Below are 21,272 nucleotides of genomic sequence, written 5' to 3'. Positions count from 1 at the left end.
GGCCTCCGTCGTCCCCGGGTCGTGCGGGAGGACGTCAGTAGTCGACGGGGTCGAGGCGGCGCAGCACGACGGCGAGCAGGCGCGCGAGCTCGGCGCGCTCGGCCTCGTCGAGATCGACGAGCGCCGCGCGCTCCCGGTCGAGCTGCTGCGGGAAGACCTCGTCGACGAGCGTCGTCCCGGCGTCGGTGAGCGCGACGAGGACGCCGCGCCGGTCGCGCTCGGCGACGGTGCGCTCGACGAGACCGGCGCGCTCGAGCCGGTCGAGGCGCTTGGTGATCGACGCGCCGGGGGCGCCGGTCATCGTCGTGACCTCGCCCGCGCGCAGCGGCCGCCCGGCGCGGCGCAGCGCCGCGAGCACGTCGAACTCCGCGCGCGAGACGTCGTGCCGCGCCGCGGAGCGCTCCAGCGCCGCCTCGAGCAGCGCCGCGACGCGACGCAGCCGCGCCCCGACCGCCGACGTCGCGGTGTCGAGGTCCGGGCGCTGCTCAGCCCACTCCGCGCGCACGCGGTCGACGTAGTCCACGGACCCAGGATAGGGCGCGTCTCACACTCTTTCACTGGTGAAACATATGGGAATCATCGCTAGGCTGGTCCGTCGATGCCCCTCTCCTCCCCCGCCCGCCCGGCGCTCGCGCCCGTGCGCGCCGCCGCCCAGGACGTCCTCGACCCCGCCCACCTCCGCGCCGCCCTGCGCGTGAGCCCCGCCGACGCGACGCTCGCCGCCGCGCTGCGCTGCGGCGCCGCGGTCGCGCTCGCGATCGCCGTCCCGGGCCTGCTCGGGCGCCCCGGCCTCGCGGCGTTCGCGTCCCTCGGCGCGCTCACGTCGCTCTACGGCCGGTACGACCCGTACCGGCGTCGGGCCACGCTCCTCGCGACCGTCGGCGCGCTCATGACCGGCACGATCGCGGCCTTCACGCTCCTCGCCGCAGCGGGCACGCCCGCGCTCGTCACGACCGCCGCCGTCGCGCTCCTCGCCGCCGGGGCCACGGCCTTCTGCCTCCTCGTCCGCACGGGCCCGCCCGGCGCGACGATCGTCGTCTTCGCCGCGGGCGCGGGCCTCGCGGGCGCACCGACGCTCGCCGACGTCGCCCCGCGCGCGCTCGCGGCCGCGTTCGGCGCGCTCCTCGCGGGGCTCGTGTGCACGGCCGGCGTGCTCGTCCGCCCGACGGCGCCCGCGCGCCTCGCCGTCCGCCGTGCCGCCGACGCCGTGCGCGCCGCCGAACGACCCGGGGCCGCGCGGCACGCCGCGCATGCTGCCCGCGGTGCCGTCGCCCGGGCGCGCGACGTCCTCGCGGACGACGCCTCCTGGTGGCGGACCCGGGACGCGGTCCCCGCGCTCGCCCCGGAGCTCGACGCCGTCGAGGAGGCGCTCGACGCGACCGGCGTGCCGCGCGATGACACCGGCCCGGCGGTCCGCACGACACTGCGCGCCCAGGCACGGTCCCGGGTCGCAGGACCCTGGCGGCTCCCGACCGTGCGCGTCGGCGTCGCCGGGCTCGTCGCCGGTGCGGTCGCCGCCGTCGCCGGCCTCGGGCACGCGGCGTGGGCGACCATGGGCTCGACCGCGGTGCTCCAGGGCGAGTCGGCGCGCCACGCCGTCGTGCGGGCGCTGCAGCGCGGGGCCGGCACGGTCGCGGGCGCGCTCCTCGCCTGGCCGCTGCTCGCCGCGCCGCTCGGGTTCTGGGGGACGGCCGCCGTCGTCGTCGTGCTCCAGACCGTCACCGAGACGATCGTGGGGCGCCACTACGGGCTCGCGATGCTCACCATCACGCCCATGGCGCTGCTCATGACCTCGCTCGCGCACCCCGCCGACCCGTCGGCGCTCGCGCTCGACCGCGCGCTCGACACGGTCCTGGGCGCCGTCGTCGGCGTCCTCGCGGTGGTCCTCGTCCACCCGCGGACCCGCCTCCGCGCGAGCGAGACCCCCGGTCCGCCGAGGTAGAGGCCTGGCACCGGGCGGTAGAGGCCTGGTCTTGACCAGGCCTCTACCTCGGCGGCGGGTCAGACCTCGATCGACTCCAGCATCTCCGTGACGAGCGCCGCCACGGGCGAGCGCTCGGAGCGCGTGAGCGTGACGTGCGCGAACAGCGGGTGGCCCTTGAGCGCCTCGATGACCGCGGCGACGCCGTCGTGCCGGCCCACGCGCAGGTTGTCGCGCTGGGCGACGTCGTGCGTGAGGACGACGCGCGACGACTGCCCGATGCGCGACAGCACCGTGAGCAGGACGTTGCGCTCGAGCGACTGCGCCTCGTCGACGATGACGAACGCGTCGTGCAGCGAGCGCCCGCGGATGTGCGTGAGCGGGAGCACCTCGAGCATCTCGCGGTCGATGACCTCGTCGAGCACCTGCGGCGAGACGAGCGCCCCGAGAGTGTCGTAGACGGCCTGCGCCCACGGGTTCATCTTCTCGGCCTCGGAGCCGGGCAGGTAGCCGAGCTCCTGGCCCCCGACGGCGTAGAGCGGCCGGAACACCATGACCTTGCGGTGCTGCCGGCGCTCCATGACGGCCTCCAGCCCGGCGCACAGCGCGAGGGCCGACTTGCCGGTCCCGGCCCGCCCGCCGAGCGAGACGATCCCCACGCTCTCGTCGAGCAGCAGGTCGATCGCGACGCGCTGCTCCGCGGAGCGCCCGTGCAGCCCGAACACCTCGCGGTCGCCGCGCACGAGCTGCACGTGCTTGTCCGCGGTGACGCGCCCGAGGGCGGACCCGCGCGGCGAGTGCACGACGAGACCCGTGTGGCAGTGCAGCGGGCCGGCCGCCTCGACGACCGCCGGGTCCAGACTGGTGAGCTCGACCGACTCGTGCTCCCAGAGCGCCGCCGCCTCCGCGTCGGTGAACGAGATCTCGCCCATGCCGGTCCAGCCCGAGTCGACGGCGAGCTCGTGCCGGTACTCCTCAGCCCGCAGGCCCACGGCCGACGCCTTGACCCGCATCGGCAGGTCCTTCGACACGACCGTGACGTCGTGGCCCTCGGCCGCGAGGTTCGCCGCGACGGAGAGGATCCGGGTGTCGTTGTCCCCCAGCCGGAACCCGGCCGGCAGCACGCCCGGGTCGGTGTGGTTGAGCTCCACGCGCAGCGTCCCGCCGACGTCGCCGACGGGGATCGGGGCGTCGAGCCGGCCGTGCTTGACCCGCAGGTCGTCGAGCATGCGCAGCGCGCTGCGCGCGAAGTACCCGAGCTCGGCGTGGTGGCGCTTGGCCTCCAGCTCGGTGATGACGACGACCGGGAGGACCACGTCGTGCTCGGCGAACCGCCCGATGGCGCGCGGGTCGCTCAGCAGGACCGACGTGTCGACGACGAACGTGCGGCGCGCGCCGTCCGGTGCGTCGTCCTGCGGTGTGGGTGAGGTACCGGGGGTGGGTGAGGAATGGACCACGAGGGCTCCCCTCCGGCGCACGCGCGCCGTTCTCTCTCTGGGCGAGGCGGGCGACCGGCCGTCGGGCCGTGGGTGCCACGGCTCAGCAGCGCCGGTGCCGGCCCTCCTGAGCGGAGCGTGAACCCCATCGGCTGGCCTCCCGGAGGACGGCGAAGGTGCCGCCCGTCTCCTCGAAACTACGCCCGTGTGATTCGGGTCACCACCCCCGACACGCCTCCGCGCGAGGTTTAACCCCCCGTTCACGCGGAGGCCGCACCCGCGGGCCGCGCGAGATCGACCCGAGCGTCCGAGACCGGCCCTCCGGGGGCCGACGTCGTGACGGTCGGGTCGATCCCGGACAGGTCAGTGCTCGACGTGCTTCGGCGCCATCGCGATCGCGGCGACGAACCCGAGCACGAGCACCACGGCCGTGACCGCGAGCGTCTGCCCGACGGCGGTCGCGAAGCCCTGGTGGAACGCGGTGGTCGCGGCGTCCGTGACCTGGCGCGCGACGTCGTCGGGCACGCCCGGCGGGAGGTCGAACGACCCGCCCTGGCCGCCCTGGAGCGACCCCGCGTTCGCGAACCCGTCGACGAACTGCTGGCGGAACTGCTCGGGCAGGGACGCGGCCGCGTCCCGCGCGGCCGCGGGGAGGGTCACCGCGAGGCGCGCGGTGAGCGTCGCGACGATCGCCGCCGACCCGATCACGCCGCCCACCTGGCGCGTCGTGTTGAAGGCGCCCGCGCCTGCCCCGGCGGTGCGGTGGTCGAGGCCCGACGTCGCGAGGTTCGCGAGCGGCGAGAAGACGCACCCGGTGCCGATGCCGAACAGCGTCATGGGGAGCACGATCGTCACGACCGACACGCCCGGCCCGACGACCGCCGCGAGCCAGCCGATCGCGACCGCGAGGACGCCGAACCCCGTCGCGACGACCCACTTCGCGGGCACGCGGTCGGACAGGCGCCCGGCGAGCGGCGCGACGATCCCCGACACGAGCGAGCCCGGCAGGTTGACCAGCGCGGCGTGCAGCGGCGACAGGCCGAGGATCGACTGGAGGAAGATCGTCAGCGGGAAGAAGATGCCGATCATCGCGAACGACACGGACATGCCCGCGACGTTCGCGAGCGAGAAGTTGCGCGAGCGGAAGAGCCGCAGCGGCAGCAGGGCGTCGTCGCCGAGCCGGCGCTGCCACAGCACGAACGCGGCCAGCACGAGCAGGCCGACGCCGATCACGCCCCACACCGTGACCGGCCCGGTGATCGTGCCCCAGTCGTACGTCTCGCCCTCCTGGAGCCCGAAGACGACCGCGAAGAGCCCGACGACGGACAGCACGACGCCGACCACGTCGAACGAGCGCTTGTTCGTCGCGAGCCGCGGGAGCCGCACCAGGGCGAGCCAGAGCGCGACGACCCCGACCGGGACGTTGACGAAGAAGATCCACTCCCAGCCCCACGACTCGACGAACAGCCCGCCGAGCAGCGGGCCGGCGATCGTCGCGACGCCCGCCGTCGCGCCCCACAGGCCCATCGCCGCGCCGCGCTGCCGCGGCGGGAACACGCGCGTGATCATGGCCATCGTCTGCGGCGTCATGAGCGCCGCGCCGACGCCCTGGACGACGCGGGCGGCGATGAGCATCCCGATCGAGCCCGACAGCCCGCACCACGCGGACGCGAGCGTGAACACCGCCAGGCCGACGACGAACACCGGCTTGGGCCCGTACCGGTCGCCCAGGCGACCCGCGAGCAGGAGCAGCACCGCGTACGAGAGCAGGTAGGCGCTGTTGACCCAGCCGACCGCGACCAGCGACGCGTCGAGCTCGCGCTGGAGCGTGGGGACCGCGATGTTCACGATCGTGGTGTCCACCATGATCATGAAGAAGCCGAGGATGAGCGGCGGCAGGATGCTCCAGGCGCTGCGGCCGTGGAGGTCGACGAGGGGCACGACGCGCGCGCCGGCCTCGACGGGTGCCGGGGCCGGGCCGGTGCCCGGGGCGGGAGTGGTCACGAGGACTCCTGAGGTGAGGTCGTGCGGGAGTGGCGGAACGCGGGCCCGGGCTCCTCGGTCCAGCTCAGCGCGCCGGACGTGACGTCCGCGACGGTCGCGTCGAGCCAGGCGATCTCGGCCCGGGTCTGGTGGAGCTCGAAGTGGGCGTCGAGCAGGTAGCGGCGGGGCAGGCCGCGCGCGACCACGTCGTCGAGGCGCTCGCGCACCCCGTCGATCGCGGCCGCGAGCGCCGCGCGACGCTCGCGGAGCAGCGCGAGGGCGTCCTCGCGCGGGAGGTCGTGCACGAGCGCGAGCCCGACGGGGAAGGCGGGGTACTCGCGCGGCGTCTCGCGGACGAGGTCGCGCGTGCGGGCGTCGTGCGCGGCCACGCCGGCCGGGGTGATGGCGTAGAGCGTCCGCTCGGGCCGGTTGCCGTCCCGGTCGACGCCCGCGCGCTCGACGAGGCCGTCCCGCTCGAGGCGGTCCACCGCGTGGTAGACGGCGCCGGGGTTGAGCCGCACGAGGCGGTCGTCGCGCCGCTTGCGCAGGCGCACGAGCATCTCGTACGGGTGCATGGGCTGCTCGAGCAGCACGGCGAGCACGAGGGTCGCCGTGGGGCTGAGGCGCGGGGAGGTCACGGTGGTCTCCGGGACGGGGTGGAGGGTGGCCGGCCGGGGGGGGGGTGGGGAGCTCACGCCCGGCTGGAATATTCCGGTTGGAATATACGCCCGCGCCCGGCCGGTGTCGACCGCCGAGGCCGGCACGCGCGGCGTCGCGGAGGTCGCGCGCGCGGGGGGGTCGCGGGGGGCGGGGTCGCGCGGGTGCGACGGCGCGCGTAGGTTCACGAGCCATGAGCGCCCCCGAGCTCCTGGACCTGGACGCGACCGCGCTCGCCGGCGCCCTGCGCGCCGGCGACGTCTCCCCCGTCGAGGTCCTCGACGCGACGCTCGACGCCGCCGCCGGGGTCGGTGCCGCCGTCGGCGCCTTCACCGTGCTCACCCCGGACCTCGCGCGCACGCAGGCACTCGCCGCGCAGGACGCGCTCGTGGCGGCGCGGCGCGACGGCCGGGCCGGTCCCCGCGACGGCCTCCCGCCGTTCCTCGGCGTCCCCTGCCCCGTCAAGGACCTCACGATGGTCGAGGGCGTGCCGATGCGCGCGGGCTCGGCCGCGATCGACCCGTTCCCCGCCCCGTACGACGACGGCGTCGTGACGCTCCTGCGGCGCGCCGGCACGGTGATGGTCGGCAAGACCTCGACCCCGGAGCTCGGCCTCCCCTGCTACACGGAGCCCGACGTCGGCCCGACCGCCCGCACCCCGTGGGACCTCGCGCGGTCCGCGGGCGGGTCGAGCGGGGGTGCGGCCGCCGCGGTCGCGGCGCGCGTCGTCCCCGTCGCGCACGGGAGCGACGGCGGCGGCTCGCTGCGCATCCCCGCGAGCGCGTGCGGGCTCGTCGGGCTCAAGCCGTCGCGCGGGCTCGTGAGCCCGGGCCCGTACGGGGTCGACGGCGCGGGGCTCGCGACGCACGGCGTCCTCACCCGGTCGGTCCGCGACACCGCCGCGTTCCTCGACGTGCTCGCGCGCCCCTGGCCCGGCGACACCTTCACCGCGCGGCTCGGCGCCCCGCCGGACGGGCGGCGGCTCCGCGTCGGGCTGCTGCTGGAGCCGGTGATCGCCGCCGACGCCCCCGTGCACCCGGCGTGCGCCGACGCCGCCCGCGCGGCGGCGGAGCTCCTCGTCCGGCTCGGGCACGACGTCGTCGAGATCCCGCCCCCGTTCGGGGCCGAGCGCTGGGACGCGTTCGCGGCGCTGTGGTCCGTCGGGGCGCTCCAGGCGCCCGTCCCGCCGGAGCGCGAGCACCTGCTCGTGCCGCTCACGCGGTGGCTGCGCGAGCGCGGGCGCGCGGTGAGCGGGCTCGCGTACGCGACGGCGCTCGCGGGCGTGCAGCAGCTCACGCGCGAGGTCGCCGCCGCGTGGTCGGGCGTCGACGTCGTGCTCTCCCCCACGCTCGCGCAGCCGCCCGCGCTCGTCGGCAGCCAGCGCGTCGACGACGACCCGGCCGCCGACTTCGCGGCGCAGACGGCGTTCACGCCCTGGACGAGCGTCTGGAACCTCACGGGGCGGCCCGCCGTCTCCCTCCCGCTCGGCGAGGCGCACGTCACCGACCCCGACGGGTCGGCGGCGACCGTCCCCGTCGGGGTCATGCTCGGCGCGGACCACGGCGACGACGCCCTGCTGCTGACCCTCGCGGCGCGGCTCGAGGAGGCCGCGCCGTGGTCCCACCGTCGCCCGGGGACGTCGTCGTGACGGCGTACGCCTGCCTGCTGTTCGCCGTGAACGTGGGCGGGCGAAAGGTCCCGTCGACCGCGCTGCGGGACCTCGCGGGCGAGCTCGGGCTCACGCGGGCCCGCACGGTCGTCAACAGCGGGAACCTCGTCGTCGGGCCGGGGTCGTCCGGTGCGTCGTCGCCCGCGGACGTCGCACGCCTCCTGCACGACGGCGTCGCCGAGCGGTTCGGCGTCGACGCCGCCGTGGCCGTGCTCACGACCGAGCGCCTCCGGAAGATCGTGCGCGGCAACCCGCTGCCCGACGACGCCGCCGAGCGCCCGGCCGGGCTGCTGGTCCACGTGGGCGAGGAGCCCGTCGACCCGGACGCCGCCGCCACGCTCGGGCCGCGCCTGACGACCGAGCGCGCCGTCGTCGCGAACGGCGTCCTCTACGTCGCCTACCCCGACGGCGTCGGTCGGTCGAGGCTGACGGCGGCCGTCCTCGCGAAGGCGGCCGGGACCCCGGTGACCGGCCGGAACTGGAGAACGACGACGCGCCTCCTCGCGCTCGCCGAGGACACCCCGCCCTGACGCGCGCGGCGGGACGAGCGCCAGGAGACTGGACCGCGAGCCGGACACGTCGACCGCGAGGGGTGCGCCGCCCCGTAGAATCGTGGGCGGTGTGCCGGGAAGTCTGGTCGGCCACGGTCCGCGACGCGGCCGTGCGACACGACAGCGACCCCGGGAGCACGATGACCCACGCCGCCCTGCCCTCCGGCCCCTCGGCCACCCCGCCGACCGACCGCCCCTCCCCCGGTGCACGCCTGCGCCGCTGGGTCGGGCGCGAGACGACGGGCGGCGCCCTGCTCATCGGCGCGGCGCTGCTCGCGCTGGTCTGGGCCAACTCGCCCTGGCGCGAGTCCTACCTCGCCCTGTCGAGCACCGTCGTCGGCCCGTCCTCCCCGCTGCACCTCGACCTGACGCTGTCGACGTGGGCGGCCGACGGCCTGCTCGCGATCTTCTTCTTCGTGGTCGGCGTCGAGCTCAAGCAGGAGTTCGTCGCGGGCAGCCTGCGCAACCCGAGGCAGGCGGGCGTCCCCGTGCTCGCGGCGATGGGCGGCATGACGGTGCCGGCCCTGATCTTCGTCGCCGTCCTGCTGACCACGGGCGACCCGGGCGCGCTGCACGGGTGGGCGATCCCCACGGCGACGGACATCGCGTTCGCGCTCGGCGTGCTCGCCGTCTTCGGCCGCGGGCTCCCCGTCGCGATCCGCACGTTCCTGCTCACGCTCGCGGTCGTCGACGACCTGCTCGCGATCGTCGTCATCGCGATCTTCTACACGGCGGAGCTGCAGTGGGGCTACCTCGGGCTCGCGCTGCTCGCCGTCGCGCTCTACGCCGTCCTCGTGCGCGCTCGCCGCACCCGCTGGTGGCTCCTGCTGCCCGTCGCGGTGGTCGCCTGGGCGTTCATGCACGAGTCGGGCGTCCACGCCACGATCGCCGGCGTCCTGCTCGGCTTCACCGTCCCGGCGCTCGCGGTGCACGGGGAGCGCGAGTCGCGCACGCAGCGCTTCGAGCACACGGTGCGCCCGCTCTCGCAGGGTGTCGCGCTGCCGGTGTTCGCGTTCTTCGCGGCCGGCGTCTCGATCGTGGGCGGCGAGACGCCCGTCGGGGAGGTGCTGACGCAGCCCGTCGTGCTCGCCATCGTCCTCGGCCTCGTCGTCGGCAAGCTCGTGGGCGTGCTCGGGGTCACGGCGCTCGTCACGCGCTTCACGCCGCTGCGGCTCGCGGCCGGCATCGGGGTGCGCGACCTCCTGCCCGTCGGGTTCCTCGCGGGCATCGGCTTCACCGTCTCGCTCCTCATCGCGGAGCTGTCGTTCCCCGACGCCGAGCACACCGACGGCGCCAAGATCGCGATCCTCGCGGCGTCCACGATCGCGGCGGTGCTGGCCGCGCTCGCGCTGCGCTGGGACGCCCGCCGGGCCCGCTCGAACGACATGAACCGCGACGACCTCCCGGACGACGTCACCGACTTCATCGGTGACCCGAAGGACCGCCTGGAGCACTAGCCCGAGCGGGCCCGCCCTGCTCAGCAGGCGGCGGCGACCTCGAACCGGCCGGGCGCGGCCTCGCGCAGCGTCGTGACCGTCGCGTCGCCCTGCCCGAGGTACGCGAGCGAGCCGACCGCGTAGTACGGGTTGTAGGGGTTCACGCCGTAGGAGATCGCGCGCCCCGCGGCCCGGTGCTGCGCGTTCGTCGCGGTGCCGCACCACGGCCCGGTCGGCGCCTGCACCGTCACCGTGACCTGCGCGGTCGACGCGTTCCCCGCCGTGTCGACCGCGCGGGCCGTGAGCACGTGGGAGCCGGCCGCGAGCGCCGTCGTGTCCCAGTCGAACCCGTACGGGGCGGTGCGCAGCGTCGCGAGCGCCGCGCCGTCGACGCTCAGCTCGACGCGGTCGACCGCGCGGTCGTCGGACGCCGCGACCTCCACGCGGACCGTCCCCGAGACGGCGGCGCCCGCGGAGGGCGCGGTGATCGCGACCGTCGGCGCCGTGACATCCGGGTCGGGGCCCGGGTCGCGGTCGACGCGCCGGTTGTTCGCGAACAGGAAGTCGGTGAGGTAGGCCGGGTAGTCGACGCTGTTCGTCGACACGTAGGACCCGCCGGGGCCGCCGCCCGCGGGCCACGCGTGCGCGAGCCCGGTGTTCTGGACCAGCGAGACGCGCGGGCCGGCGGCGTCGGACCAGAGCGTCCCGGTGCCCGCGCGGTTCGTGCCCGCGAGCCCGGCGAGCGAGAACGACGACGTGGTCCCGGCCCCGTAGAGGTCGGCCATGACCTGGGCGTTGAGCGTCCCGTACCCGGTCGCGACCGTCGTGTCGGCGCTGCCGAAGACGACGGACGTCACCTGCGAGCCGAAGTCCGCCGCGTGCGTCACCGCGAAGGTCCGGCACGTCGAGCGCGCCTGCGCGAGCGTCGTCGCGACGCTCCCGATCTGGCCCGACGTCGTCCCGACCGTCGGCCCTGCCGCGATCCCCACGCCCGCGAACACGTCGGGCGCGAGGCAGCCCATGACCATCGCCTGGCCGCCGCCGGACGACAGGCCGCTGACGTAGACCTGGTCCGGGTCGATGCCGAGCGACGTGTCCGCGAGCAGGGTCGAGACGAGGTCGAGCAGGTTGTCGTCGTGCCGCGCGGGGTTCGTGCGGCTGTGGTTGGTGTCGTAGTAGTCCCAGCAGCCGAGCAGGACGCCGCCGTTCGGCGCGGCGGGGATCGCGACGACCATGCCGTGCTCGTCGGCGGTCGCGGTCCAGTTGCCGCCGTTCTTGAGCACCTGCGACGTCTGGACGCACCCGTGCAGGGAGATCATGAGCGCCCGACCGCCGGGGAGCGCGGGCGCCGTCGACGGCCGGTAGAGCTCGACCGTCATCCCGCCGGCGGTGCGCTGGGACCACGACCCGGCGGCCGTGGCCGGTGCGGTGACGAGCGGGGCGAGCATGACCGCGAGCGCCGCGCCGAGGGCGAGCGCGACGGCGCTCCGGCGGGCGCGGGCGAACTGTCTGAGGGAGTGCCTGACCATCTGAACCTCCACGTCGAGGTCGGGTCGCCGTCGGCGCTTCGCGCACCGTGGCGCGCGCCGTCGCGCGCCGGACCCGGGCGAGCCGGACGTTACGTGTGACCTGAATCACCTGTCAATATCTTAGCCACCCCGCCCGACGGGCTCGCAGCACCGCGCGCGACTGTCCCGCCCGACGCGGGTTGACACCGCGCCGCCCGGGGATCCCTGATTCCCGCAACCTGAATCGCCTCTCATGTTCGAGCGGCGCTCCCCCTCAGGACCACCCAACGAAGGGCGAAGTCATGCGGACGAAGAAGTCCCAGCGGTCGGCGCTCGCCGTCGCCGCGCTCGCGGCCGCGAGCCTCGCGCTCGCCGCCTGCGCGCCGACCGACGCGAGCGGCGGCAGCCGCACCGGAGGCGAGACCAGCACGAGCGCCGACCCGGTCGACGTCGGCATCATCTACTCCAAGACCGGGCCGCTCGCGGCCTACGGCGAGGCCTACTACGAGGGTTTCCAGGCCGGTCTCGACTACGCGACCGACGGCACGGGCGAGGTCGACGGCCGCCCCGTCAACGTGACGTTCCACGACGACGGCGGCGACCCCGACAAGGCGGTCGGGCAGGCCAAGGACCTCATCGGCAAGGGCTACCAGATCCTCGGCGGCACGGTCGTGTCCGGCGTGGCGCTCAAGCTCGCCGAGCAGGCCGAGCAGAACAAGGTGCTCTACATCTCCGGGCCCGCCGCGGTCGACGCGCTCACGGGCATCAACGACTACACGTTCCGCTCGGGGCGCCAGTCGCTCCAGGACGTCGCGACCGCCGGCACGTTCGTCGACCCGGACGGTGCGAAGGTCGTCGTGTTCGCCCAGGACAACGCGTTCGGCCAGGGCAACCTCGCCGCGGTCGAGGCCGTCCTCGGCGCGCAGGGCGCCGAGGTGACGAGCGTGCTCGTGCCGGAGGACGCGACGGAGTTCACGCCGTTCGCGCACCAGATCGTCGACGCCGCGCCCGACCTCGTGTTCGTCGCGTGGGCCGGGGCGACGTCGGGCGCGATGTGGCAGGGCCTCGACCAGCAGGGCGTCCTCGACGCGACCACGGTCGTCACCGGGCTCGGCGACGTCGCGACCTACGGCGCGTACGGCGCCGCGGCGAGCAAGGTCGACTTCCTCAACCACTACTTCCCCGGCGCCGCGGGCACCGAGGTCGAGGCCGCGATGCTCGCGTCCGTCGAGGAGGCGGGGAAGCAGGCCGACCTCTTCACGCCCGACGGCTTCGTCGCCGCGCAGATGATCGTCCACGCGATCGCCGATGGCGGCGACGACGTCGACGCCATGGTCGACGCGCTCGAGGGCTGGAGCTTCGACGGCCCCAAGGGCACGACGACGGTCCGCGCGTCGGACCACGCGCTCGTCCAGCCGATGTACCAGGTGAAGCTCGTGGCCGAGGGCGACGGCTGGGTCCCCGAGCTCGTCGCCGAGGTGCCGGGCGACGACGTCGCGCCGGCCGAGGCGGGCTGACGTGGGCGAGCCGCACACCCTCCCCGCGCTCGAGGTCCGCGACCTCGGGCTCCAGATCGGCGGCGCGCGGATCCTGCGGGGCGTGAGCCTCGCCGTCGGGCAGGGCGAGATGCTCGGCGTGATCGGGCCGAACGGCGCGGGCAAGACGACGCTCTTCAACCTGGTCTCGGGGATCCACCGCCCGACGAGCGGGGCGGTGCTCCTCGAGGGCGCGGACGTGACGACCACCTCGGTGGCCGCGCGCGCCCGCGCGGGCCTGGGCCGCACGTTCCAGACGTCGAGCCTGTTCCCGCGCCTGAGCGTCCGGGAGAACGTGCGGCTCGCCGCGCAGGGGCGCCTCGGCGGCGCCCTGTCGGTACTGCGCTTCCCGCGTCGCGGCGACGCCGCGACGCGGGAGGCGGACCGGCACCTGGAGACCGTCGGGCTCGTGCGCCGCGCCGAGGTCGCCGCGGGCGACCTGTCGCACGGCGACAAGCGCAAGCTCGAGATCGCGGTGCTCCTCGCGACCGAGCCGCGCGTCGTGCTGCTCGACGAGCCCATGGCGGGCGTGTCGTCGGCCGACGTGCCCGGCCTCGTCGAGGTCATCCGCGACCTGCACGCGACCGGCTGCACGGTGCTCATGGTCGAGCACCACATGGACGTCGTGCTGGGGCTCGTGGACCGCGTCGCCGTCATGCACCACGGCGAGCTGCTCGCGTGCGACACCCCCGACGCCGTCATGGCGGACCCGACGGTGCAGAGCGCCTACCTCGGCGTCACGGCAGGAGAGGCAGCATGAGCGGCAGCAGCAGGAGCACCGCCCAGCCCGCGGTCAGGAGCGACGTGCCCGTCCTCGAGGTGCGCGGGCTCTCCGCGCGCATCGCGGGCCAGCAGGTCGTCGAGGACGTGACGTTCTCCGTCCCGGCCACGGGCGTCACCGCGGTGCTGGGCCGCAACGGCGTCGGCAAGACGTCGACCCTCAAGGCCGTGCTCGGCCTGATCGAGCGCCGGGGCGAGGTGCTGCTCGCGGGCGAGCGCGTCGACGGCGAGCGCACGGACCGGATCGTGCGGCGCGGCGTCGGGTACGTGCCCGAGGACCGGGAGGTGTTCGCCGGGCTCACGGTCGCGGAGAACCTGCGGCTCGCGGAGCGCGACGCCCACCCGCGACGCGAGCTCGTCGCGGAGCTGTTCCCGGACCTGGTGCAGCGCGCCGCCCAGCGCGCGGGCACCCTCTCGGGCGGTCAGCAGCAGATGGTGTCGCTCGCGCGCGCCCTGCTCAACGCCAACCGCCTGCTCCTCGTCGACGAGCCCACCAAGGGCCTCGCGCCCCGGATCGTCGGCGAGGTGTCGGACGCGCTCGCGGAGGCGGCCCGCACGGTCCCGATCCTGCTCGTCGAGCAGAACCTCGAGGTCATCGAGCGGCTCGCCGAGCGCGTCGTCGTGATCGACGCGGGCCGCGTCGTGCACACCGGTCCCGCGCGCGAGCTCCTCGACGACCCCGACCGCGTCCAGCAGCTCCTCGGCGTGCACGCCGAGGTCGACCACCACGGAACCGAAGGGGCGGTGGCCCGGTGAGCACGATCGTCCTCCTCCTCGTCACGGGGCTCGGCCTCGGGGCGCTGTACTTCCTCGTCGCGTCGGGCCTGTCGCTCATCTACGGGCTCATGGGCGTCCTCAACTTCGCGCACGGGTCGTTCCTCACGCTCGGCGCGTTCGGCGGCTGGTTCGTCGCACGCTCCCTCGGCGCGGACTCGTGGGGCGTCTTCGCGCTCTCGCTGCTCGCCGGGGCCGTCGTCGGGGCGGGGGCCGCGGCGCTCACCGAGCTCCTGCTCATCCGCCCGCTCTACGAGCGGCACATCGAGCAGGTGCTCGTCACCGTCGGGCTCTCGCTCGCGTCCGTCGCGCTGTTCGAGGGCATGTGGGGGTCGGACCCCGAGTTCATCTCCGGCCCGGCGTGGCTCAAGGGCACGACCGACCTGGCCGGCGCGCCGGTGCCCAACGACCGGTTCGTCGCGATCGGCGCCGCGGCGCTCGTGCTCGGCGCGATCGTGCTGTTCCTCCAGCGCACCCGCTACGGGCTCATCATCCGCGCGGGCGTCGAGAACCGGTCCATGGTCACCGCGCTCGGCATCGACGTGCGCAAGGCGTTCACGCTCGTCTTCGCGGTCGGCGGCGCCGCCGCGGGGCTCGGCGGGGTCCTCGCCTCGCAGTACTTCGGGTACGTCTCCCCGCACCTCGGCGGGTCGCTGCTCATCTTCGCGTTCATCGTCACCGTCATCGGGGGGCTCGGCTCCCTGACCGGCGCGGCAGTCGCGTCCGTGCTCGTCGCGGTCCTGCAGCAGTTCGCGAACTACTACCTCGGCTACGGCGACCTGCTCGTCGTGCTCCTGCTCGCGCTCGTGCTCCTCGTCCGTCCCACCGGCCTCCTCGGGAGGGCAGCCGCATGACCACCCAGACCGCTCCCCCGGCCCCGGCCACCCCCGCCGACGACGCACCGCGCGCCGACCGACCCGCCCGCCGGGCGCCGTCGGGCACGCTGGTCCGCACGCTCGCGGGCGTCGCGCTCGTCGCGGTGCTCGCGTGCCTCCCGCTGCTCGCGCTCCACGTGCCGGGCGTCCTGCCCGGCCCGACGTACACGCCCGGCGCGCTCCAGATGATGGCGATGTGCTGGCTCATCGGCGCTCTCGCGCTGAGCTACCACCTGCTGTTCGGGGTCGCGGGGCTGCTGAGCTTCGGCCACGCGCTGTACTTCGCGGCCGGGCTGTACGGGCTCGCGATCGTGCTCGACACGACCGAGATCCCGCTCCTGCCGGCCGCGGCGCTCGTGCTCGTCGGCGGGATCGTCCTCGCGCACGTCGTCGGGGCCGTCTCGCTGCGTGTCACGGGCATCTCGTTCGCCATGGTCACCCTCGCGTTCGCCCAGGCGGGCAACGTGCTCGTGCGCCGCAACCCCGGCGGCACGACCGGCGGCGAGGAGGGCCTCGCGCTCGCGACCCGGAACGTGCCCGACGCGTTCGTGGGCGTGCTCAACACGCGCAACCTCTACTGGCTCGCCCTCGCCGTGCTCGTCGTCGTCTACCTCGTGGTGCTGTGGGTCGAGCGGTCGCGCGCGGGGCACGTCGCGGCGGCGACGCGCGAGAACGAGATGCGCGTGCGCGTCATCGGCGGGCGCCCCTACCTCGTCAAGCTCCTCGTGTTCGTCCTCGCGGCGACGCTCGCGACCGTCGTCGGCATGGCGTACCTGCTGCTCCAGTCCGGCGCGGTGCCGCGCGCGACGTCCGCCGACTTCACGCTCACGCTGCTCGTCATGGTCGTGCTCGGCGGCGTCGGGTCCCGGTGGGGCGCGATCGTCGGCGGCGTGCTCTACACGATCCTCGACCAGCGGCTCGGCACGCTCGCGAGCTCCGCGGCCGTCGCGGACCTCCCGGCCGTGCTGCGCGTGCCGCTCAGCGAGCCGCTGTTCCTGCTCGGGACCCTCTTCATCCTCGTCGTGATGTTCCTGCCCGGCGGCATCGCGGGCGCCGCGTCGCGCCTCGCCGCGCGCCGCCGCCCGCGGGAGGATCGGGAGGAGGCCCGCGAGCGCCTGGAGGAGGTGGCATGACGACGCAGCACCAGGACGCCCAGGACGGCCTGCACACCCTCGGGCGCTGGACGCGCGACCGCGCGCTCGCGACGCCCGACCGCGTCGCCGTCGACGACCGCGGCGTGACCCTGCGCTACCGCGACCTGCACGAGCGCGCGAGCGGCCTGGCGGCAGCGTTCCGGGAGGCGGGCTACGGCGTCGGGGACCGCGTCGCGACCGTCACGGGCAACAGCGCCGACCAGGTCGTGCTGTTCTTCGCATGCGCGCAGGCCGGGCTGGTCCTCGCGCCGCTGTCGTGGCGGCTGTCGCCCGGCGAGCTCGCCGCCCAGGTCGAGCAGGCCGACCCCGCGCTGGTGCTCGTGGAGCAGGAGTTCTCCGGCCTCGCGGACTCGGCGTTCGACCGGCTCGACCCGCTGCGTCGGCTCGACGGGGAGCGGCCCGGCCGCCCGCCCCGGCGGGCGGAGCTCGGGCGCAGCGGTGTCGAGGCGCACGTCCCGCCGCCGTCACGGCGGGGTCCCGCGCCGGAGCGCCGGCCCGTGCGCGACGACGACCCGCTCCTCCTCGTGTTCACGTCCGGCACGCAGGGCACGCCCAAGGGCGCGCTGCTCACGCACGCGAACTGCTTCTGGACGAACCTGTCGCTCTCGCGCACGGTCGAGCTGACGAGCCACGACGTCGTGCTGAGCGTGCTGCCGCAGTTCCACGCGGGCGGGTGGAACATCCAGCCGCTGCTCGCGTGGTGGACCGGCGCGACCGTCGTCCTGGAGCGCACGTTCGAGCCCGAGCGCGTGCTCCAGCTCGTCGCCGAGCGGCGCGTCACGACGATGATGGGCGTCCCGACGAACTACCTGCTCCTCGCGGAGCACCCCGGCTTCGCGGACGCCGACCTGTCGTCGCTGCGGCACGCCGTCGTGGGCGGCGCGCCCATGCCGGAGCCGCTGCTGCGCACGTGGCACCGCCGCGGCGTCGCGCTCTCGCAGGGCTACGGGCTCACGGAGGCGGGCCCCAACGTGCTGTGCCTGCCCGACGACCAGGCCCGCGAGCGCAGCGGCTCGGCCGGAACGCCGTACCCGCACGTCGAGGTCGCCGTCGCCGACCCGGTGACGGGCCGTCACCTCGACGGGCCCGCGGCGGGCGAGCTGCTGGTCCGCGGACCGGGGGTGTTCGCCGGGTACTTCCGCGACGAGGCCGCCACGGCCGCCGTCCTGCGCGACGGCTGGCTGCGCACCGGTGACCTCGTCGAGCGCGACGCCGACGGGTGCTACCGCGTGGTCGACCGCCTCAAGGACGTCTTCATCGTCGGCGGCGAGAACGTCACGCCGTCCGAGGTGGAGGCCGTGCTCCGCCGCCACCCCGCGGTGGCGGACGTGGCGGTGGTGGGCGTCCCCGACGACCGGTGGGGCGAGGTCGGGGCCGCGTTCGTCGTCCCGCGCGCCGGCCACCCCACCGACGCCGAGGAGCTGGAGGCGTTCTGCCGCCGCGAGCTCGCGCACTTCAAGGTCCCGCGCCGCTTCGACCTCGTCCCGTCCCTGCCCCGCACGTCGTTGCACAAGGTGTCGCGCCGCTCGCTCGCCGAGCGCGTGACCGTCCCGGAGGACTCATGAGCACCCAGCCCCGCACCGCCCGCGGCAACCGCACCCGGGCGAAGATCCTCGCCGCGGCCGAGCAGGTGTTCGCCGAGGTCGGGTACCACGACGCGTCGATCGTGAAGATCACCGAGTCCGCGGGCGTCGGGCAGGGCACGTTCTACCTGTACTTCGAGTCGAAGATCGACGTGTTCGACGAGCTCGTCGACGACCTCAACCGCCGCGTGCGGCACGCGATGATCGAGGCGAGCTCGCAGGCGACGACGCGCCTGGCCGCCGAGCGCGCGGGCTTCGAGGCGTTCTTCCGCTTCACCGCCGAGCACCCGGCGCTCTACCGGATCGTGCGGCAGGCCGAGTTCGTCTCGCCCGGGGCGCTGCGCCGCCACTACGCGCGCATCGTCGAGGGCTACATGACCGGGCTCGACAAGGCGCGCGCGAACGGCGAGGTCGGCCACGACGTCGACCCGGAGGTCGCCGCGTGGGCGCTCATGGGCATCGGCGAGATCGTCGGCATGCGCTGGGTCCTGTGGGGCGGGCGCTGGGACGAGAGCGCCGAGCCGCCGTCGTACGACACCGCGGCCGCCGAGGTCCCCCCGCACGTCTTCGAGCAGACCATGCAGTTCATCGAGCGCGCGCTCGCCGCGCCGCGGGCCACTCCACCGACCGGGACCGGGCCCGCCACCTCGACCGACACCGAAGGAGACGCGCGATGACCGTCGCCGCCACCGTCCCCGCAGGCATCCCCGCCGGACCCGGCGCCCCGACGCTCGCCGGGCGCCGCGCGCTCGTCACGGGCGGCGCGAGCGGCATCGGCGCCGCGTGCGCGCGCGAGCTCTCCGCGCGCGGCGCGCACGTGACCGTCGCCGACGTCGACCCCGACGGCGCGCAGCGCCTCGCGGACGAGCTCGGCGGCGAGGCGTGGGTCGTCGACCTCGCCGACACGCGCGCGCTTGACGACCTCACGCTCGACGTCGACGTCCTCGTCAACAACGCGGGCGTCCAGCGCGTGAGCCCCATCGAGGACTTCCGCCCGGACGACTTCCGCCTGCTGCACGCGATCATGCTCGAGGCGCCGTTCCTGCTGGTCCGGGCAGCGCTCCCGAGGATGTACGCGCGCGGGTTCGGGCGCGTCGTCAACGTGTCGTCCGTGCACGGCCTCGTGGCGTCGCCGTTCAAGTCGGCGTACGTGTCCGCGAAGCACGGGCTCGAGGGCCTGTCCAAGGTGACCGCGCTCGAGGGCGGCCCGCACGGCGTGACGAGCGTGTGCGTCAACCCCGGGTACGTCCGCACGCCGCTCGTCGAGAAGCAGATCGCGGACCAGGCGCGCGTGCACGGCGTCCCCGAGTCCGAGGTGCTCGCGACCGTGCTCCTCGCGGAGTCCGCGGTGAAGCGGCTCGTGGAGCCGGAGGAGGTCGCGTCGCTCGTCGGCTGGCTGACCGGCCCGGACGCGTCGATGGTCTCGGGCGCGTCGTGGACGATCGACGGCGGCTGGAGCGCCCGGTGACCGCGGCGACGACCGCGCCGGACGACGTCACCGCCGCGACCCACACCTACGCGACGCTCGACGTCCCCGTCGCGGGCGGGCGCCTGCGCGTCGGCGTGTGGGACCCGGTCGGCCCGCCCGCACCCGAGCCGGGCGCCCGGCCCGACGGCGGCGCGCCCCCCGCGCACGACGCCGTCCCGACCGTCCTCGCCGTGCACGGCATCACGGCGTCGCACCGCGCGTGGCCGGCCGTCGTCGCGGCGCTGCCGGGCGTGCGCGTCGTCGCGCCCGACCTGCGGGGGCGCGGACGCAGCAACGGCCTGCCGGGCCCGTACGGCATGGGGGCGCACGCGGACGACCTTGCGACGGTCCTCGACGCGCTGGGGATCGACCGCGTCGTCGCGCTCGGGCACTCCATGGGCGCGTTCGTGTCCGTCGTGCTCGCGCACCGCCACCCCGGCCGCGTCTCCCGGCTCGTGCTCGTCGACGGCGGCATCCCGCTCCCGCCGCCGACCGGGCTCGCGCCCGACGCGACGCACGACGAGGTCCTGCGCGCCCTGCTCGGCCCGGCCGTCGAGCGCCTCGAGCGCACGTTCGCCGACCACGAGGAGTACCGCGGCTTCTGGCGCGCGCACCCCGCCTTCGCGAGCGCGTGGGACGAGCCGTGGGCCGACGTCGTCGCGGGGTACGTCGACTACGACCTCGTCGGCGAGGCGCCCGCGCTGCGTCCGGCGTCGTCGGGCGCGGCGGTCTCCGCCGACTCGCTCGAGCTCTACGAGGGCGGGCCGCTCGCGGACGCGCTCGCGGGCGACCACCCGCTCGACGTGCCCCTCGTGCTGCTGCGCGCGCCCCGCGGCCTGCTCGACGAGCCCGAGGCCCTCTACTCCCCCGAGCACCTCGCCGTGTGGCGCGTGCGGCTGCCGGGGCTGCGCACCCGCGACGTAGCGGGTATCAATCACTACACGATCATCATGAGCCCGCCCGGCGTCGAGGCCGTCGCGGGCGAGACCCTGCGGGCCCTGGCCGCCGTCACGAGCGACGGACCCGGACCGGCGAGTGACGAGGAGGTCACGGCATGAGCCCCACGATCGCGTCCCCACGAGGGACCGGGCTGGACAAGGTGGTCGCGTCCGCGGCCGAGGCCGTCGCGGACGTGCCCGACGGCGCGTCGCTCGCCGTCGGCGGGTTCGGCCTGTGCGGCAACCCCATCGCGCTCATCGAGGCGCTGCTCGCCCAGGGCACGCGCGACCTGTGGGTCGTGAGCAACAACTGCGGCGTCGACGACTGGGGCCTCGGAGTCCTGCTCGGCGCCGGCCGCATCCGGAAGATGACGAGCTCGTACGTCGGGGAGAACAAGGAGTTCGAGCGCCAGTTCCTCTCGGGCGAGCTTGAGCTCGAGCTCACCCCGCAGGGCACGCTCGCCGAGAAGCTGCGCGCCGGCGGCGCGGGCATCGCCGGGTTCTGGACGCGCACGGGCGTCGGCACGCAGGTCGCCGAGGGCGGCCTCCCCCAGCGGTACGACGGCGCGGGCGGCGTCGCGCAGGCCAGCGCGCCCAAGGAGGTGCGCACGTTCGGCGTCGGGCCGCGCGGTCGCGACGGTGCGTTCGCCGACGAGGCAGAGTTCGTGCTCGAGGACGCGATCACCACGGACTTCGCGCTCGTGCACGCGCTGCGCGGCGACCGGCACGGCAACCTCGTGTTCCACCGGTCGGCCCGCAACTTCTCCCCGCTGGCCGCGATGGCGGGCCGCGTGTGCGTCGCGCAGGTCGAGGAGCTCGTCGAGCCCGGCGAGATCGACCCCGACGCCGTGCACCTGCCCGGCGTGTTCGTGCACCGCGTCGTCGAGGTGGGCCCGGACGTGCCCAAGCGCATCGAGCGCCGCACCGTGCGCTCGGCCGCCCCGACCGACCAGCCCGCGCCCGCGCCGTCGGGCACCGCGACCAGCACGAAGGAGGGCTGAGCC

19 protein-coding genes are annotated in these 21,272 nt (G+C 75.4%); 14 read left to right on the top strand and 5 right to left on the bottom strand.

Annotated elements, in window-relative coordinates; all coding sequences use genetic code 11:
* Positions 1-34 precede the first annotated feature (34 nt).
* Positions 35-523: a MarR family winged helix-turn-helix transcriptional regulator gene (locus RSE42_RS06360; RefSeq protein WP_085388279.1), complete on the bottom strand. Its 489-nt coding sequence runs from the start codon at positions 521-523 to the stop codon at positions 35-37.
* Positions 524-598: 75 nt separating this feature from the next.
* Between RSE42_RS06360 and RSE42_RS06355 the strand changes: the two genes are divergently transcribed.
* A complete protein-coding gene (locus tag RSE42_RS06355; protein ID WP_415298270.1) occupies positions 599-1,942 on the top strand; it encodes an FUSC family protein in 1,344 nt (447 codons plus the stop codon).
* A gap of 59 nt (positions 1,943-2,001) precedes the next feature.
* Here the strand turns inward: RSE42_RS06355 and RSE42_RS06350 are convergent, their stop codons facing one another.
* From RSE42_RS06350 to RSE42_RS06340, 3 genes are all read right to left on the bottom strand, one after another.
* Positions 2,002-3,378, bottom strand: coding sequence for a PhoH family protein (locus tag RSE42_RS06350; protein ID WP_061266974.1), 1,377 nt, complete (start codon positions 3,376-3,378; stop codon positions 2,002-2,004).
* Positions 3,379-3,720: 342 nt separating this feature from the next.
* The gene (locus tag RSE42_RS06345) at positions 3,721-5,361 is read right to left on the bottom strand and encodes a DHA2 family efflux MFS transporter permease subunit (protein ID WP_415298268.1); all 1,641 of its coding nucleotides are present in this window, start codon (positions 5,359-5,361) and stop codon (positions 3,721-3,723) included.
* Positions 5,358-5,978: a PadR family transcriptional regulator gene (locus RSE42_RS06340; RefSeq protein ID WP_051028208.1), complete on the bottom strand. Its 621-nt coding sequence runs from the start codon at positions 5,976-5,978 to the stop codon at positions 5,358-5,360. The genes RSE42_RS06345 and RSE42_RS06340 overlap by 4 nt, the downstream gene beginning before the upstream one ends.
* Positions 5,979-6,190: 212 nt before the next feature.
* On the opposite strand from RSE42_RS06340, the gene RSE42_RS06335 reads away from it, so the two are divergent.
* The 3 genes from RSE42_RS06335 (at position 6,191) to nhaA (ending at position 9,674) form a co-directional block, all read left to right on the top strand.
* On the top strand, positions 6,191-7,645 hold the full coding sequence (locus RSE42_RS06335) for an amidase (protein WP_415298266.1): 1,455 nt from the start codon (positions 6,191-6,193) through the stop codon (positions 7,643-7,645).
* Positions 7,642-8,196 carry a DUF1697 domain-containing protein gene (locus tag RSE42_RS06330; protein ID WP_415298264.1) on the top strand — a complete coding sequence of 185 codons (555 nt, stop codon included), beginning with the start codon at positions 7,642-7,644 and terminating at the stop codon, positions 8,194-8,196. Before RSE42_RS06335 ends, RSE42_RS06330 begins: the two co-directional genes overlap by 4 nt.
* A 161-nt stretch (positions 8,197-8,357) precedes the next feature.
* Entirely contained in the window at positions 8,358-9,674 is a 1,317-nt protein-coding gene (gene nhaA, locus RSE42_RS06325) for a Na+/H+ antiporter NhaA (protein ID WP_415298262.1), read from the top strand.
* 20 nt (positions 9,675-9,694) lie between these two features.
* Here nhaA and RSE42_RS06320 read toward each other — a convergent pair whose 3' ends face one another.
* A complete protein-coding gene (locus RSE42_RS06320) occupies positions 9,695-11,182 on the bottom strand; it encodes a PHB depolymerase family esterase (protein ID WP_415298260.1) in 1,488 nt (495 codons plus the stop codon).
* A gap of 281 nt (positions 11,183-11,463) precedes the next feature.
* Here RSE42_RS06320 and RSE42_RS06315 point away from each other — a divergent pair, with 281 nt between their 5' ends.
* From RSE42_RS06315 to RSE42_RS06270, 10 genes are read left to right on the top strand one after another with little or no spacing between them, the layout of a single operon-like run.
* Positions 11,464-12,678, top strand: a complete 1,215-nt coding sequence (locus RSE42_RS06315) for a substrate-binding domain-containing protein (RefSeq protein WP_415298258.1) — start codon at positions 11,464-11,466, stop codon at positions 12,676-12,678.
* A gap of 1 nt (position 12,679) precedes the next feature.
* Positions 12,680-13,456, top strand: a complete 777-nt coding sequence (locus RSE42_RS06310; protein ID WP_085388287.1) for an ABC transporter ATP-binding protein — start codon at positions 12,680-12,682, stop codon at positions 13,454-13,456.
* On the top strand, positions 13,453-14,232 hold the full coding sequence (locus tag RSE42_RS06305; protein ID WP_076405208.1) for an ABC transporter ATP-binding protein: 780 nt from the start codon (positions 13,453-13,455) through the stop codon (positions 14,230-14,232). Before RSE42_RS06310 ends, RSE42_RS06305 begins: the two co-directional genes overlap by 4 nt.
* Positions 14,229-15,104 (top strand): branched-chain amino acid ABC transporter permease, encoded by an 876-nt coding sequence (locus RSE42_RS06300; RefSeq protein WP_076405207.1) that lies wholly within the window; start codon positions 14,229-14,231, stop codon positions 15,102-15,104. Before RSE42_RS06305 ends, RSE42_RS06300 begins: the two co-directional genes overlap by 4 nt.
* Entirely contained in the window at positions 15,101-16,258 is a 1,158-nt protein-coding gene (locus RSE42_RS06295; RefSeq protein WP_363371609.1) for a branched-chain amino acid ABC transporter permease, read from the top strand. Before RSE42_RS06300 ends, RSE42_RS06295 begins: the two co-directional genes overlap by 4 nt.
* A complete protein-coding gene (locus RSE42_RS06290) occupies positions 16,255-17,844 on the top strand; it encodes a class I adenylate-forming enzyme family protein (protein ID WP_415298254.1) in 1,590 nt (529 codons plus the stop codon). The genes RSE42_RS06295 and RSE42_RS06290 overlap by 4 nt, the downstream gene beginning before the upstream one ends.
* Positions 17,841-18,539: a TetR/AcrR family transcriptional regulator gene (locus RSE42_RS06285; RefSeq protein ID WP_415298252.1), complete on the top strand. Its 699-nt coding sequence runs from the start codon at positions 17,841-17,843 to the stop codon at positions 18,537-18,539. The genes RSE42_RS06290 and RSE42_RS06285 overlap by 4 nt, the downstream gene beginning before the upstream one ends.
* Entirely contained in the window at positions 18,536-19,330 is a 795-nt protein-coding gene (locus RSE42_RS06280) for a 3-hydroxybutyrate dehydrogenase (RefSeq protein WP_137280200.1), read from the top strand. The genes RSE42_RS06285 and RSE42_RS06280 overlap by 4 nt, the downstream gene beginning before the upstream one ends.
* The gene (locus tag RSE42_RS06275; RefSeq protein ID WP_415298250.1) at positions 19,297-20,388 is read left to right on the top strand and encodes an alpha/beta hydrolase; all 1,092 of its coding nucleotides are present in this window, start codon (positions 19,297-19,299) and stop codon (positions 20,386-20,388) included. The genes RSE42_RS06280 and RSE42_RS06275 overlap by 34 nt, the downstream gene beginning before the upstream one ends.
* Positions 20,385-21,269, top strand: a complete 885-nt coding sequence (locus RSE42_RS06270; protein WP_409141052.1) for a CoA transferase subunit A — start codon at positions 20,385-20,387, stop codon at positions 21,267-21,269. The genes RSE42_RS06275 and RSE42_RS06270 overlap by 4 nt, the downstream gene beginning before the upstream one ends.
* The last annotated feature ends 3 nt before the right edge of the window (positions 21,270-21,272 follow it).

This window comes from Cellulosimicrobium sp. SJTW-1, assembly GCF_047716875.1.
Classification (GTDB): domain Bacteria; phylum Actinomycetota; class Actinomycetes; order Actinomycetales; family Cellulomonadaceae; genus Cellulosimicrobium; species Cellulosimicrobium funkei.
Note: the sequence above shows the minus strand (reverse complement) of the source record. Positions and strands in the feature narration are given on the sequence as shown.